Source organism: Longimicrobiales bacterium (assembly GCA_028823235.1).
Taxonomy (GTDB): domain Bacteria; phylum Gemmatimonadota; class Gemmatimonadetes; order Longimicrobiales; family Gaopeijiaceae; genus UBA2589.
The window spans coordinates 15,776-30,186 of sequence record JAPKBW010000003.1; the positions used below are offsets into that span (position 1 = coordinate 15,776).

Genomic DNA, 14,411 nt, shown 5'->3' on the forward strand with positions numbered 1-14,411 from the left:
CTCATCAATAAAAAAGCCCGAGACAAGTCTCGGGCCGCAACCGGGATAGACGGACGGAGTCATGCTCCGGGCGTCGACCCCTGCGACCCTCATGTCGGCCCCTGAGGAGCCCTGAAGGTGGAGCCGCCGGTCACTGCGACTCACTTCCTGATTTTCGCCCACCCGAGGGTGGTCTAAAAAGATGCTCCGAGAGGCGGCCCGGGTCAACGCCCAGACCATCTCTCGAACATTCTCTTCAACCGAGCGCCTTCGTCCCGATCTCATCCGTGATAAGCGCAATGAAGTCCTCACGACTCATGACTTCCTGCTTCTTGCCCGCACCCCGTTTCCGCACCGCGACGGTGCCGTCTGCGGCTTCGCGCTCTCCGACGACCGCCATGTAGGGGATTTTCAGTGTTTCGGCCTCGCGAATCCGATATCCGAGAGTCTCGCGAGATTCGACTGTAACCCGGGCGCCAGCTGCGACGAGCGCGGCCCGTAGCTCCTGCGCACTGGCGTCCCACTGCTCACCTACTGGCATCACGCGAACCTGCTCAGGTGCAAGCCATGTTGGGAATGCGCCGCCATAGTGCTCGATTAGCCCGCCAACGAACCGCTCCATGGACCCGAGCAGCGTTCGATGTATGACCACGGCGTTGTGACGCTCGTTGTCCGACCCAACGTACTGGAGCCCGAAACGCTCGGGCATAAGGAAGTCGAGCTGGAACGTGCCACCCTGCCACTCCCGCCCGATCGCGTCGACCACATTTACGTCGATCTTGGGTCCATAGAACGCTCCGCCACCCTCTTCCTCGACGTAGTCCATGCCGCGCCGCTCGAGCACATCCCGGAGTGTCTCCGTCGCCGCGTCGTATACCACAGGGTCTCCGATCGCCTTCTCGGGCCTGGTACCCAACGACACGTTGTACTCGTAGCCGAAGATCTTCAGCAGGTAGTCTGCCAAGTCCAGAAGCTTGTCATACTCGACTCCGATCTGATCCGGACGCACGAAAATATGCGCGTCGTCCTGGGTGAAGCACCGGACACGAAGCATTCCGTGGAGCGCGCCCGAGCGCTCGTAGCGATAGCAGGTCCCGAGTTCCGCGAAACGGAGCGGGAGATCACGATACGAACGGGTCTGTGTCTTATAGATCATGAAGTGATGAGGACAGTTCATGGGCTTCATGCGGAAGCGCGTGCCCTCATCCTCCATGACCGGGAACATGTTGTCTTCGAACACCTCAAGGTGGCCCGAAATCTTGTAAAGCTCTTCACTCGCGATCTGCGGAGAGTACACCAAATCATACCCATGGCTCAGGAGCGTATCCTTCAGGAACTCCTCGACCGTGTGGCGGATGATGGCGCCCCGCGGGTGCCAAAGAATGAAGCCCTGCCCGATCTCTTCCTGGATTGAGTAGAGGTCAAGCTCCTTTCCCAGCACGCGATGGTCGCGTTTCTTGGCTTCCTCAAGACGATTCAGATGCTCTTCGAGCGCCCCCTTCTTGTGGAAGGCAGTCCCGTAGATGCGCTGCAGCATCTGCCGCTTCTCGTCGCCTCTCCAGTACGCGCCCGCGCCTGAGAGCAGCTTGAAGTGCTTCAGCTTCCCGGTACTCGGCACATGCGGCCCTTTACACAGGTCCAGGAAAGGGCCGTTTTCATACACCGTGATGACTTCGTCGTCATCGAACTCTTCGAGTCGCTCCAGCTTCAGCGGATCATCACTGAACAGTTCGCGCGCCTCGGCCTTGTCGACCTGTCGTCGCTCAAACGGCTGATCCGCCTTGATGACCTCGCCCATCTGCTTCTCGAAGGCGGCCAGATCCTCCGGGGTAAACGGTTCATCCACCTCGAAGTCGTAATAAAAACCTTCGTCGATCGCCGGCCCGAAGCCGATCCCTGCGCCCGGTCGCAGTTCGCGCACCGCCGTCGCGAGGATATGGGCGGCCGAGTGACGGAGCACCTCGAGAGTTGCCGGATCCCTTTCGGTCAGAATCGAAATGGTCGCATCGCCCTCGATGGGCTCCATGAGGCCGATCGTCTCGCCGTTCACGACCGCCGCGACGGCAGCCTTTGCGAGGCCCGGTCCAATGGATGCAGCGACATCACCACCGGTCGAGCCATGAGGGAGCTCGAGGACGTCGCCGTTGGGGAGTGTGATGCGGATGTGTTCGCTGGACATGGTTCTGGTCTGGTTAAAAGTCCGTGAGTCGTTTCACTGTAGACGTTCCGTCCACGTGCCCACTGGCATAAAAAAACGCGGCGCCCGTGGTTCGGGGGCCGCGCCTCAGTCCGGTTTCAGCTCAAGCTAACCGACAAGCACAGCCCCCCACCCAGTCTCCCGGGTGGTGGTCGTCGTGGTCGTTCGGCAAGCGTTCACCATTTCTCCATTGCTGGTGCGATCACACGATGGGGAGAGCGACGGAGGCGGTCAATGGCGCTGACCGGAGTTCAGGCCGCGAGCACCCCCGTGGCGCCCAGCGATCAAGCGAAGGCCACAGCCCAAACACCAACCCGACCAGGAACACGATTACTGCGACCCACGTGATCAGCCAGAGAAACAGAAAGGGTTCCACTAGGAACGTCATCTACGCAGCGCCCCCCGACGATCATCCTCCGCGCTGAGGGGGCGCGACAGGATCCGGCAGTTTCGGCATCGCGGCGGCCGTGTAGCCCAGAAGAAGAAGGGTCGGCACGGTGCCGGTCAGCGACTGGTTGATGCGGCCGATGACGGCCGGCGCGGTATCCCACGAGTGTTCGATCATCCAGAGTTGGTCTGCAGACGCCGGGCCCGTGACAGATTGGATCGCTCCCCAGATTCCCGCCCCGAGTGAAGCCGCGTCGAGATCGTCGGCCAAAACGTCGAGTTCTTCCCGTACTGTGGCGATCTGACCATTAATGGCCTCGTCATCTGCCGAGACGAGAGCCTCCAGCTCATCGACTGCATCGCGCATCGCATCGACGGCCTCCTCAGCATCTGACACTGGACCGGACATTCGGTACGACTCCAGCATCGCCAGATAGCGTGTCCGCATGGGACGACGTGCCAGTTCGACGCGCGGATCGAGTCGTACCACGACCTCCGTCTGCACTACATCTGTCCCCGTCGCCAACTCCACGAGATACGTGCCCGGCATCACCCGGGGGCCCGGATCCATCGCATTGCCATTGGCATCGTCCTCAACCAGGCGGAGGTCCCAGATGACCTCGTTGAGGCCCGAGCTACCCGGTGCGTCGAGTTCCCGAATCGCCCCGCCGGTCGCACTTTTGACCCGTAAAGTGAGGTCGTCCACCGAAGTAGCGAGGTGATAGCGAATTCTGGCTCCCGCGCGTGGGTTCGGCGCGGCGTAAATACCGGGGGTCCAGCCCTGTGGATTATAGGAGTTGTACGATGTGGCCCTGCGGATCGGAAACAGAAACGCGTTGGCGGCAACCGCGCCCGCATCCAGACGCTCGAGCGGGGTAATGTCCTCCATGATCCAAACACCGCGCCCATGCGTACCGAGGACGAGGTCGTTTTCTCTGGGGTGAATCTTTATGTCATCAATCGGGACCGTCGGAAGATTGTTCTTCATCCTGACCCAATTCTGACCGGCATCCGCGGAGACGTAGACACCCATTTCATTTCCGGCGAACAGCAGGTTCGCCTTGTCGGGGTGTTCCGTCAGGGCGCTTATGGGGGACATGGGGAGGCCCGAAGTCATCGGCTCCCAATCCTGGCCGGAATTCTCGCTGGAGTAGATGTATGGATTGAAGTCATCGTTGCGGTGTCCATCAAAAACGATGTGCACACGGCCCGCGGCCTCCCCTGACACAACGATTCGAGTCACGTAGGTGAACGCCGGGAGGTCTTCAAACCGATCCGTGATATCCGTCCACGTGGCTCCACCGTCGCGGGTCACGTGTACGCGCCCGTCGTCAGAACCCGTGTAGATCAGGGCGGCATCTCGTGGCGACTCACCGATTGCAGTGAGGTTGCCGTAGGACGACTGTCCGTCGTTGCGGGACATCTGAGGCGTGCCGCCGACGATGCCCATGATCGGGAGTGTGTCTCGGTCGATCGCCCACGTGAGATCAGGACTGATCGGCTCGAACGAATCACCCAAGTCAGTCGACTTGTAGAGCACGTTCGACCCGATATACACGGTGTTGTCGTCGTGCGCAGAGATCAGGACCGGTGTGTCCCAGTTCCAACGAGGATCCTGGCGTTCGCCGTCCGGATCGAATCGAGCGGTCGGGCGACGACGAGCACGCTCCATGGAGATGAGATCGACCCGGCTCAGATTGCCGCCCTGCGACTCCGCGAGCATGACGTCGGGGTTGGTCGGGTGCATGACCGTAAAGAAGCCGTCCCCACTGCCTACGTTGTACCAGTCGCGCGCGCGAATCCCCTGGTTTGACCAGGTGTCCGACGGGGCACACCAAGACCCGTTGTCCTGCAGCCCTCCGCAAACGTGATACGGGTCGCGCATATCGATGCCGACCTCGTAGAGCTGAGCAAGTGGGAGATTCCTGAACTGATACCAGTTGTCGGAGCGATCCCAGCTTATCGAGACCCCGCCGTCGCTCCCGAGAATCAGGTGGTCCGAGTTCCCAGGGTTGATCCACAACGCATGGTGGTCGAGATGGACGCCCTCGGCCGCGTCATTGGTGAACGACCGCCCCCCATCGCTTGTCCGAAACAGGTCGGAACCACCCAGATACATACGCTCCGGGTCGTTGGGGTCGATACGAATCTGGGAGTAGTACATGGGTCGATTGTTCGTCGTGGACCTCTGTTCCCAGCTCTCGCCACGATCCGTCGAACAGTACACGCCGTTTTGCACCTGATCACCCTGAGGCGCGGCGCCGCGACCACCCGGACCCCGAGCATCCGCCTCTACGAGGGCGCAGACTAGGTTCCCGTCACGGCGATAGATGTCGAGCCCGATCCTTCCCATATCACCGTCCGGCAGCCCGTTCGACATCTCAATCCAGGAGGCTCCGCCGTCCGTCGTCCGGTAGATGCCACTCCCGGGCCCGCCACCGTTGTACCCCCATGCCTTCCGCTGGCGCTGATACATGCCGACGAAGAGGGTCTGTGGGTCATTCGGGTCCATCGCCATATCGATGGCACCGGTGTTGTCATCAATGTAGAAGACGTGCTCCCAGGTCACACCTCCGTCGGTCGTCTTGTAAACGCCGCGCTCCGGATTTGAGCCCCAGAGGTGCCCCATCGCCGCGACATAGGCGACGTCGGGGTTTCTGGGGTGCACCGCAATCCGGGAGATATGGTGGGTGTTCTCAAGCCCAAGGTGCGTCCAGGTGCGCCCTGCGTCCGTAGTTCGGTAGACACCGTTTCCCCATGGCGAACTCTGCCGGTTCTGAGGCTCTCCTGTACCCACCCACACGACGTTCGCGTTCGAGGGGGCTACCGTGACATCCCCCACGGACGAGGTGACTTCATTGTCGAAAATCGAGGCGAAGGTGATGCCGGCATTTTCCGTCTTCCAGATTCCACCCGTTGCCGTCCCTACGTAGAAGACAGAGGGGTCACTCTCCACCACGGCCAGATCGGAGATCCGACCCCCGACGATGGTCGGGCCGACTTCGCGCCACTCAAGGGCGTTCGCGACCGAAGCGACCTGGTCCGGGGTCTGAGCGAAAAGGGCGGGTGCAGCCGCCAAGAGCGCGACTGCGGCGCCAGCGAAGGAAGTATTAGTGCGCATGAAGAATCCTGTGGGGCTTCGTATCAATCCGAGGAGGCAATCCTAGGGCCCGGCGCGACGCAGCGCACGGTCCGGACATACCTTCTGTTGCCCATCGCAGGTCGCATGAGCGCCGGAATTACGGATACACGACCCGCAGCTGAATCACACCGGCTGGCGACACGGCATCGCCGCCATGGCAGAACAACTCGGAATGCTCTTCGTAATCGCCAGTCTGGTTCAGGTCGATGCACACCAAGGCACGGTGCCTTGGTCGTGGTTCCGCACGTAGAAGCGTGCAACGGGTGGGCCGGACTGTTGCTCCGGGTTGAACTCACATCTTTTCGTGCGTGGGATTAGCGTTGTAGGCAGCCGTGCCACCCGGACGAATCGAGAGATAGTCCCAGCCCTCCCCGGTCAGCATCTTCCCGAGAAACGTGATTTGTCCGACGTGGTAGGCCGTGTGGCCGAGTGAACGCTCGAGGGCCTCGACCACCGTCAACTCCACTCCGCGGACCAGCACCACCCTGGAGAGCTTCTCGTCCGTGAGCCCGCCAAGCGTCTCCACAAGGATATCCCATCCCTCATCCCAACGAGCGATCACCTCGTCCCCTGTGACGGTGCGGACGGAGAACTCGTCGTCACGCTCTCTCCACGCCTTCTCACCATCAGTTGTGAGAAAGTCGGTGAAGCGTGACTTGAAATTTCCGCTGAGGTGCCAGACGATCATCGCGACCGAAAGGCTCTCCGCGGACACGCGCGTGCACAGTTGCCCGCCACTGAGCTGACCCATCGCACCTCGCCCCAGTGTCCGATAGCGTCGGTATTCCCCTTCGATCGCCGAGATGACGTCCCGCATTCATGGCTCCGGTTGCAGATCCTCGAAGAGACCCGGTCTACTTGTCGGCCTAGACATGGTCCGGGCCTCTTCTTCGGCCTAGAATGCCGCCTACCCGTCAACGCCTAAGCGTCCGTGTCACAGCGACGTCATCACCAACCCGATCACACCATGCATAAGCTCTTTTCGCTCTTGGCCCTAGCCCTCATCGCATGTGCACCACAGACCCCTGAGGTCGCGAGGTGGGAGGCTATGGCGGACGATGTCACGATTACAAGGGATGACTGGGGCATCGCTCACATCCACGGACCGACGGATGCGCACGCGGTCTTCGGCATGATCTACGCCCAGGCGGAGGACGACTTCAATCGAATTGAGGTCAATTTTCTCAATTCACAGGGCCGGCTGGCAGAGGCCGAGGGAGAAGCTGAGATCTGGCGCGACCTCCGCATGCAACTGTTCATAGATCCTGTCGAAATGCAGGACTTGTATGTGCAGAGTCCGGAATGGCTGAAATCGCTCATGAACGCCTGGGCCGATGGCCTCAACTACTATCTACATACGCATCCGGAAGTGACCCCGCGCGTGCTGGACCAATTCGAGCCGTGGATGGCGCTCACCTTCAGCGAGGGGAGCATCGGAGGCGACATCGAGCGAGTGAACATGGGTCAGCTGGAAGCGTTTTATGGGGCCCTTCCCCAAGCTCTCAAGATGGCCGGCGTGGCCGCCGACGCGAATGTCTCGCCCATCGTGGCAGCGTTGGACCCGGCGGTGTTGCGGGATGCTGAGATCGTCATCCAAGAACCGCTTGTGGACTGGAGTGAGCCCCAGGGCTCGAACGGCTTCGCCGTCGCGCCACAGAACACGGAGAACGGGAACGCTCTTCTCCTTATCAATCCCCACACGTCGTTCTTCTTCCGCTCTGAACTGCACATGTCGAGTGACGAGGGCCTGAATGCCTATGGCGCCTCGACGTGGGGCCAATTCTTCGTGTACCAGGGCTTCAACGAGGATGCCGGGTGGATGCACACATCGAGTGGCGTCGACAACATCGACGAATATCTCCTGGAGCCGCAGGTCGGGGAGGGTCGTGTAAGCTACGCACACGACGGAGAGAGCCGCCCGATGGAAACAAGGGAGGTCACGATCCGCTACAGAACCGACTCGGGAATGGAGGAGCGGACCTTCACCGTCTATCGGACGCATCACGGCCCGGTCGTTCGGAGCCTCGATGGTCAGTGGGTCGCAACCGCGCTCATGGAGGAGCCGCTATCCGCCCTGCAGCAGTCGTGGGGTCGCACCAAGGCACGCACCCTTGATGACTACCACGAGAACATGGCGATGCACACCAACTCGTCGAACAACACCCTCTACGCGGACTCGGACGGCAATATCGCCTACTGGCATTCCAATTTCGTGCCGGAACGCGACGCCAGCTTCGACTGGTCCCGGCCCGTGGATGGAAGCTCGAGCGCGACGAACTGGGGGCAGCCACACTCCGTCGAAGAGACACCAAACGTCTTCAACCCGGACATCGGCTGGCTCCAGAACACGAACAACTGGCCCTTCAGTGCCGCTGGCCCAGACAGCCCGGAGCAGTCGGATTACGCGTCATACTTCCAGCGCGGGGGCGAGAACGCCCGAGGCATTCATGCTCAGCGAGTGCTTCAGAGTCGGAACAATTTCACGATCGAAACATTGATCGAAGCCGCCTACGACACTCAGATGCCCGGCTTCGAGCCCATAGTCCCCGCTCTGATCGAGGCCTATGCTGGGACGTCTGCCTCGCACCCGCTGAAGAGCGAACTCGCGGAGCAGATGGCGCTGATCAACGGCTGGGACTACCGCTGGGGGCTTGAGTCCGTCGCAACCTCCGTCGCCACCTACTGGGCCGAGGACATGATGCAGCGTGTCGCAGCCTCTGCCCGGTCAGCGGGAATGTCGACGAATGATTACATCGCTCGTGGCGCGTCCGCAGAACAGCACCTGCAGTCGCTCAAGGCGGCTTCAGATCAGCTCGCGGCGGAGTTTGGAGACTGGCGGACACCGTGGGGCGAGATCAATCGGTATCAGCGCCTGAACGGTGATATGGTCCAGCCCTTCAATGACAGCGAGCCGAGCCTCCCCGTGGGGTTCCATTCCGGTCGTTGGGGATCGCTGGCGTCCTTCGGAGCGCGTCCTTACCCGGGAACCGTGCGACGCTACGGGACGAGCGGAAACAGCTTCGTCGCGGTCGTCGAGTTCGGGGAGCGCGTCCGAGCCATGGCCATTACGGCGGGAGGAGAAAGTGGCGACCCGGCCTCGCCTCACTTCAACGATCAGGCACAGCGGTACGCGGATGGAGATCTGCGGCCGGTGTACTACTACCCGGAAGACATCGAGGCGCACGCCCAGCGGGTGTACAAGCCAGGGAGATAGCACGCTTCCTGGGATTTAGCCTGACATGTCGCACCGTGATTCCTTGACGGCGCAGTACTGTCGATCCCGGAGTATGTGGGGGTAGCCAGGGACGCCATGTTCTCTGGTGGCGCCTCAAGCTGGAGCCTCGCACAATCCGGGCGTTCGCCACCCTCCACCTCGCCTTTGCGGTCGCTGCAGTCCTCACCGGCTGCTCGCCTCGACCGACCCAGTGTTGGGAAGTACGCCAAGCCGCTCTCCCCACAACATCACATGGCGCTGTCCGCCACTAGCGGGAACACCGGAGCGACTCATCTCCGGACTCGCATGGGGGTTGCGGTTGCTATGGGACGGTCTGGTCGGAGTGTAGATAGCTCACCAGAGTTGAGGGGCTGACCGAGCTTTGTGTATTGCCGAGGAGCTAGCGCCGGAAGAGTTCTCGCGGAGCCACATAGCGGGCGCGGGGGCTCGATTCTGGGCCCTCGGGACCGACGCAACCTAGGCCCCACGGTGTCACGGACCGAATCGAACTGTTCGGAGACATCCGGACCACGTGCGAAGGGTGTCACCCTGCACGGAGTCAGAGCCCCTGATGTAGGTCCGTGCGTCCGACCCAAACAAGAGACCGTCCGAATAGAAGACGGCCCGGCCACCGTAATGGTGACCGGGCCGCTTCATACCACCGAAGTGGTCTGGACTACATCATGCCGCCCATGCCGCCCATGTCAGGCATGCCGCCGCCTGCTGCCGCACCAGCTTCTTCCGGCACGTCGACGACCACACACTCGGTCGTCAAGAGAAGCCCAGCGATCGACGAGGCGTTCTGGAGCGCGGTGCGCACCACCTTCGTCGGATCGATGACTCCGGCCTTGATCAGGTCCTCATACTCGTCCGTCTGAGCGTTGTAACCGAAGCCGCCCGTACCTCCACGAACCGTCTGGACTACGATGCTGCCCTCGACACCCGCGTTCGCAGCGATCTGGCGAATCGGGTGCTCGAGTGCACGGAACAGGATCTGCACACCAATCTGCTCGTCCTCACGGTCGAGTTTGAGATCGTTGAGCTTGGCCTGCGCACGAAGCAGCGCAACACCACCACCCGGGACGATGCCTTCTTCAACCGCAGCACGCGTGGCGTGCAGGGCATCCTCGACCAGAGCCTTCTTTTCCTTCATCTCGGTCTCGGTCGCAGCACCGACATTGATGACAGCAACACCACCGGCCAGCTTCGCGAGACGCTCCTGGAGCTTCTCGCGGTCGTAGTCGGACGTGCTCTTGTCGATGGCAACGCGGATCTCTTCGATGCGGCCCTTGATCAGCTTCGCCTCACCAGCGCCGTCGATGATCGTGGTGTTGTCCTTGTCGATCACGACACGCTTGGCGGAACCAAGGTCGCTAGCGACAGTGTTCTCGAGCTTGAAACCGACTTCCTCCGAGATCACCTGGCCGCCGGTCAGGACGGCGACGTCCTGCAGCATGGCCTTGCGACGATCACCGAAGCCCGGCGCCTTCACGGCCGCAACCTTAAGCGTACCGCGGAGCTTGTTCACCACGAGCGTGGCGAGCGCTTCACCTTCGACGTCCTCAGAGACGATGAGGAGCGGACGACCGGTCTGCGCAACCTTCTCAAGGATCGGCAACATGTCCTTCATCGAACCGATCTTCTTGTCGTGGATGAGGATCATCGGATCCTCGAGAACCACTTCCATCCGCTCCGGGTCCGTCACGAAGTACGGGGAGAGATAGCCGCGGTCGAACTGCATGCCGTCAACGGTTTCGAGGGTCGTCTCCAGGCCGCGTGCTTCCTCGACCGTGATGACTCCGTCCTTACCGACCTTCTCCATCGCATCCGCGATCAACGCACCGATCTCGGCGTTGTTGTTCGCGGAGATCGCGCCGACCTGTGCGATCTCTTTCTTGCCCTGGGTCTCGGTTGAGAGCGCCTGCAGCTCTTCAATTACCACGGCGACACCAGCGTCAATACCGCGACGGATACCCATCGGGTTCGTACCGGCAGTGACGTTCTTCAGGCCTTCGCCGAAGATCGCCTGAGCAAGCACAGTCGCCGTCGTCGTGCCGTCACCGGCAACGTCGGACGTCTTGGTCGCGACTTCCTTGACCATCTGAGCGCCCATGTTCTCAACGGGGTCTGCGAGTTCGAGTTCCTTGGCCACGGACACACCGTCCTTGGTGACCGTCGGCGAACCGAACTTGCGATCCAGCACCACGTTCCGACCCTTCGGGCCGAGCGTGACTTTTACAGCGGAAGCGAGCTTGTCGACTCCCGCCTTGAGGCGCGCGCGCGCCTCGACATCGAATCCGAGCTCTTTAGCTGCCATGATTCGTTTATCTCCTGTCGAATGCGTTAGCGGTTACGGTACGATCGCGAGAATGTCAGACTCACGAAGGATGAGGTACTCTTCACTTTCCAGCGTGACATCGGTACCGCTGTACTTGCCGTAGAGGACCTTGTCGCCCACGGACACGTCCATGTCGAGACGAGTGCCGTCGTCAGACAGCTTCCCGGGACCGACGGCGACGATCTCACCCTGAGACGGCTTTTCTTTGGCCGTGTCTGGAATATAGAGACCACCGCGCATCTGCTCGTCCTCGTCTAGCGGCTTCACCACGACACGGTCTGAAAGCGGTTTAACCTTTTTTGCACCCATCGGACCTCCTCTGGCATACTGGGGCCAGTCTTAATTTGGAATAGCGATTAGCACTCAACATACACGAGTGCTAATGAGCCATAAATCTGTACCCGGCCACGGGGCAGGTCAACCATCCGAATCACCTGATCAGAGCCCTTCGGTGAGGATATCCATGCGGGCCACGCCGTCCAATCCAACGATGGCGTGAACCACCTCCTCGGACAGCCTTGGATCAAACCAGTGACCGAGCTCAGAGAGGTTCTCAAACGCACCACGAGCTTCGGAATACGCACGCTCAAGCACGGCTCGAGCCGAGGCGCCGAACGCCTCCTCAACCACCCCTTTCGGAACAGGCGCACCATTCCAGAGCGGATCGAGGACGGCGCGTTCGTCCTCGGTACCAAGGTGATGCACCTGCGCCACGAGTAAATTGTGCGTGCGACGACCCACATCGAACTCGAAGTCGATCAGATCATCGACCATCTGAAAGGCCGTGCCTAGGCGCGCGATGGCTGCCTCCGCACGGGTCACACGCTCGGCCATCTCGCCGGATTCGAGCACCGCTGGGGCGGCGAACGCGAGCGCGAACAGCGCACCTCCCCTGACCCGGTGGACAGCCTCGACCATTACTTCCGGATGAGGAATCGAGTCGACCCCGCCTTCTTCAGAGCCCTCCAGAACTCCAATGGAAGCCATTCGGTTCAAGAGCGAGCGCTGCACGCCCACGCGATCTTCCGCACTCAGAAGGCTCTCATCCACTCCACGATCAAGGACCGCACGGAGGAGCCGCTCGAACGACATCAACTGCAGGATCGACATGAATCTGGCGCCGGAATGATCGGCGAGCGGCAACAGGCTCTTTGCCTGATCATCGAAGAGATTGTCCGCCGCGGTAATCGTGCCCTTTATGCAGAAATTGAGTTCTGTGTATAACTGAAGCCGCTCACTTGGCACGCCCAATGAACCGAAGATCGATCGGAACAAGATCAGGAAGAAATATTCCTGCAAAAAATGAAGCCCGTCAGTCGTCGCGACCTCGTCGGAGCTGGGGACGTGAGGGGACTCGGTACGGAAGCTCTCGTCTATGAGGGACTCGAAGTCCGCGTAGACCCGGCGCACCCCGTCGGCCTGTGCCTCCATATCTGGCGCCAGGCGGTCCCAGACGCCTTCATCCGCGAGAAGCTGGACGGCGCGCTGTGAACGAAAGACGGGCGACAGGGTCATGGGCTCAGGGTCAAGGCTGGAGTAACGCAGTGCGGTCCCCAAGGGGACGCACGCTCAAGCCGGTCAATCTAGTGAAGTTCCGGCCATTGCGTCACGACTTCCCGACATGCTCGCCGGCCATTGCCAGGCCATAGAGCGTCAGGAACGGCTCGACGACATCCACGGTCGTCAAATACGGGCCAATGGTGTTCGCAAAGCCGCCTGTAGCGACGACGAGCGCATCCGGGCGCTCCCATTCGGCCTTGATCCGCCGAACGATGCCGTCGACCGCATCAATAGCCTGATAAAAGACCCCGCTCTGAATACAGGTCTCGGTACGACGGCCGATCACTCTCTTCGGGGGTTGAAGTTCGACCCTTGGGAGCTTGGCAGTCCGCGACGAAAGCCAGTCCAGTCCGGCGCGGAGACCAGGTGAAATGACGCCACCTTGGAACGCCCCATCGGCCGTGATGCAGTCGAACGTCGTTGCCGTGCCCAAGTCCACCGCAATCGTATCGCGATGGTACATCTCGCGAGCAGCAAGTGTGTTCACGATACGATCCGCGCCGACGGACATTGGCTCCTCGACCTCCAGTCGGATCCCGAGATCCGTCGCGGGCCCGACCGAAACAACATCGGCACCCGTGATCGTCTTGATCGTCTTCGACCAGACGTAATTGACCGATGGTACGACAGAGCCCACAACACCCCGCACGATGCGGTTCTCGTCAACACCACTCCCGGTGAGAAGAGCTCGAATCAATGCCGTCATCTCGTCCGCGGTCCTCGGCACGCTGGAACTCACCCGCCAGTCCGCGACAAGCTCGGTCGGTCCCGATGCCAGTCCAATCACGGTCTCTGTATTTCCGACATCCACAACGAGTTGCATCTCAGGCCCTCATTCTTGGATCAGGCACGATCTCCACTCCCCCAGCGATCACTTCTACCCGGGTGCCGTCCGGCCGCTCCAACAACAGCGCGCCAGACGCAGTCACCCCTGCTGCGATGCCCTTCCCCTCAGCCTCGGTCACCACCAGACGCCCGCATAGTGCGTCTCGCTTCTGGAAGCGTTCAACGGTGGACGCCCAAGGCTCAGCCTCAGCGAGGGCGACTCTAAGTTTCGACAGAACCGCTCCCGCCAACACTTCTCTCGAACATACTTCACGGGTGCACTCCCCGAGAGAAATCGCGACCGAGTCGAGAGCAACACCCCACCCTTCAGACGGCCGTCTGAGATTGACCCCCAGCCCGATCACGGTGCGTCCACTGCGGTGCTCACAGAGGATCCCGCCGACCTTGCGATCACCCACGAAGAGATCGTTAGGCCACTTCACCGCCACACCTACACCGGAGGTAACCGACTCAATGGCTTCGGCCACCGCCACGCCCACGATGAGCGGCAATTGAGCCACGGGATGGTCTTCACCGAGCCACGACATCCAGAGTCCAGCTCCTGTTGAGGACTGCCACACCGCACCCCTTCTTCCGCGTCCGGCCGTCTGTGCGTCGGCTACGACCACCGTCCACGCTGGCGCACCCTCTCCCGCCAATTCCGCCGCACGATCGCTCGTCGAGCCGATCGTCACGTGCGTTTCCACCAGCGGCACTCCCCAGGACCGCGACAGATCGCCGGGGTCAAGCGCCCGCCACGTCTCCACGT

9 protein-coding genes are annotated in these 14,411 nt (G+C 61.2%); 1 reads left to right on the forward strand and 8 read right to left on the reverse strand.

From position 1 onward, the window contains the following. Window positions 1-235: 235 nt before the first annotated feature. The 3 genes from thrS to OSA81_01970 form a co-directional block, all read right to left on the reverse strand. Window positions 236-2,158, reverse strand: a complete 1,923-nt coding sequence (gene thrS / locus OSA81_01960; protein MDE0897758.1) for a threonine--tRNA ligase — start codon at window positions 2,156-2,158, stop codon at window positions 236-238. A 427-nt stretch (window positions 2,159-2,585) separates the two neighbouring features. Further along, window positions 2,586-5,684: a hypothetical protein gene (locus OSA81_01965; GenBank protein ID MDE0897759.1), complete on the reverse strand. Its 3,099-nt coding sequence runs from the start codon at window positions 5,682-5,684 to the stop codon at window positions 2,586-2,588. A 313-nt stretch (window positions 5,685-5,997) separates the two neighbouring features. Beyond that, complete coding sequence (locus OSA81_01970; protein ID MDE0897760.1) at window positions 5,998-6,522, reverse strand: DUF1572 family protein; 525 nt, start codon at window positions 6,520-6,522, stop codon at window positions 5,998-6,000. Between the two features lie 150 nt (window positions 6,523-6,672). Here OSA81_01970 and OSA81_01975 point away from each other — a divergent pair, with 150 nt between their 5' ends. Next, complete coding sequence (locus tag OSA81_01975) at window positions 6,673-8,919, forward strand: penicillin acylase family protein (protein ID MDE0897761.1); 2,247 nt, start codon at window positions 6,673-6,675, stop codon at window positions 8,917-8,919. 676 nt (window positions 8,920-9,595) lie between these two features. On the opposite strand, the gene groL is transcribed toward OSA81_01975, so the two are convergent. The 5 genes from groL to OSA81_02000 all read right to left on the reverse strand — a co-directional run bounded on the left by groL (window position 9,596) and on the right by OSA81_02000 (window position 14,409). Then, complete coding sequence (gene groL, locus OSA81_01980; protein MDE0897762.1) at window positions 9,596-11,236, reverse strand: chaperonin GroEL; 1,641 nt, start codon at window positions 11,234-11,236, stop codon at window positions 9,596-9,598. A gap of 33 nt (window positions 11,237-11,269) precedes the next feature. Further along, the gene (gene groES, locus OSA81_01985; GenBank protein ID MDE0897763.1) at window positions 11,270-11,566 is read right to left on the reverse strand and encodes a co-chaperone GroES; all 297 of its coding nucleotides are present in this window, start codon (window positions 11,564-11,566) and stop codon (window positions 11,270-11,272) included. A gap of 129 nt (window positions 11,567-11,695) precedes the next feature. After that, window positions 11,696-12,772, reverse strand: a complete 1,077-nt coding sequence (locus tag OSA81_01990; GenBank protein MDE0897764.1) for a class 1 isoprenoid biosynthesis enzyme — start codon at window positions 12,770-12,772, stop codon at window positions 11,696-11,698. A 91-nt stretch (window positions 12,773-12,863) separates the two neighbouring features. Continuing rightward, window positions 12,864-13,640: a type III pantothenate kinase gene (locus OSA81_01995; protein MDE0897765.1), complete on the reverse strand. Its 777-nt coding sequence runs from the start codon at window positions 13,638-13,640 to the stop codon at window positions 12,864-12,866. Window position 13,641: 1 nt separating this feature from the next. Continuing rightward, a complete protein-coding gene (locus OSA81_02000; GenBank protein ID MDE0897766.1) occupies window positions 13,642-14,409 on the reverse strand; it encodes a biotin--[acetyl-CoA-carboxylase] ligase in 768 nt (255 codons plus the stop codon). Between the last annotated feature and the right edge of the window lie 2 nt (window positions 14,410-14,411).

Coding starts and splice junctions, on each gene's coding strand:
- thrS (MDE0897758.1), bottom strand. CDS start 2,158: ATGTCCAGCGAACACATCCGCATCACACTCCCCAACGGCGACGTCCTC.
- OSA81_01965 (MDE0897759.1), bottom strand. CDS start 5,684: ATGCGCACTAATACTTCCTTCGCTGGCGCCGCAGTCGCGCTCTTGGCG.
- OSA81_01970 (MDE0897760.1), bottom strand. CDS start 6,522: ATGCGGGACGTCATCTCGGCGATCGAAGGGGAATACCGACGCTATCGG.
- OSA81_01975 (MDE0897761.1), top strand. CDS start 6,673: ATGCATAAGCTCTTTTCGCTCTTGGCCCTAGCCCTCATCGCATGTGCA.
- groL (MDE0897762.1), bottom strand. CDS start 11,236: ATGGCAGCTAAAGAGCTCGGATTCGATGTCGAGGCGCGCGCGCGCCTC.
- groES (MDE0897763.1), bottom strand. CDS start 11,566: ATGGGTGCAAAAAAGGTTAAACCGCTTTCAGACCGTGTCGTGGTGAAG.
- OSA81_01990 (MDE0897764.1), bottom strand. CDS start 12,772: ATGACCCTGTCGCCCGTCTTTCGTTCACAGCGCGCCGTCCAGCTTCTC.
- OSA81_01995 (MDE0897765.1), bottom strand. CDS start 13,640: ATGCAACTCGTTGTGGATGTCGGAAATACAGAGACCGTGATTGGACTG.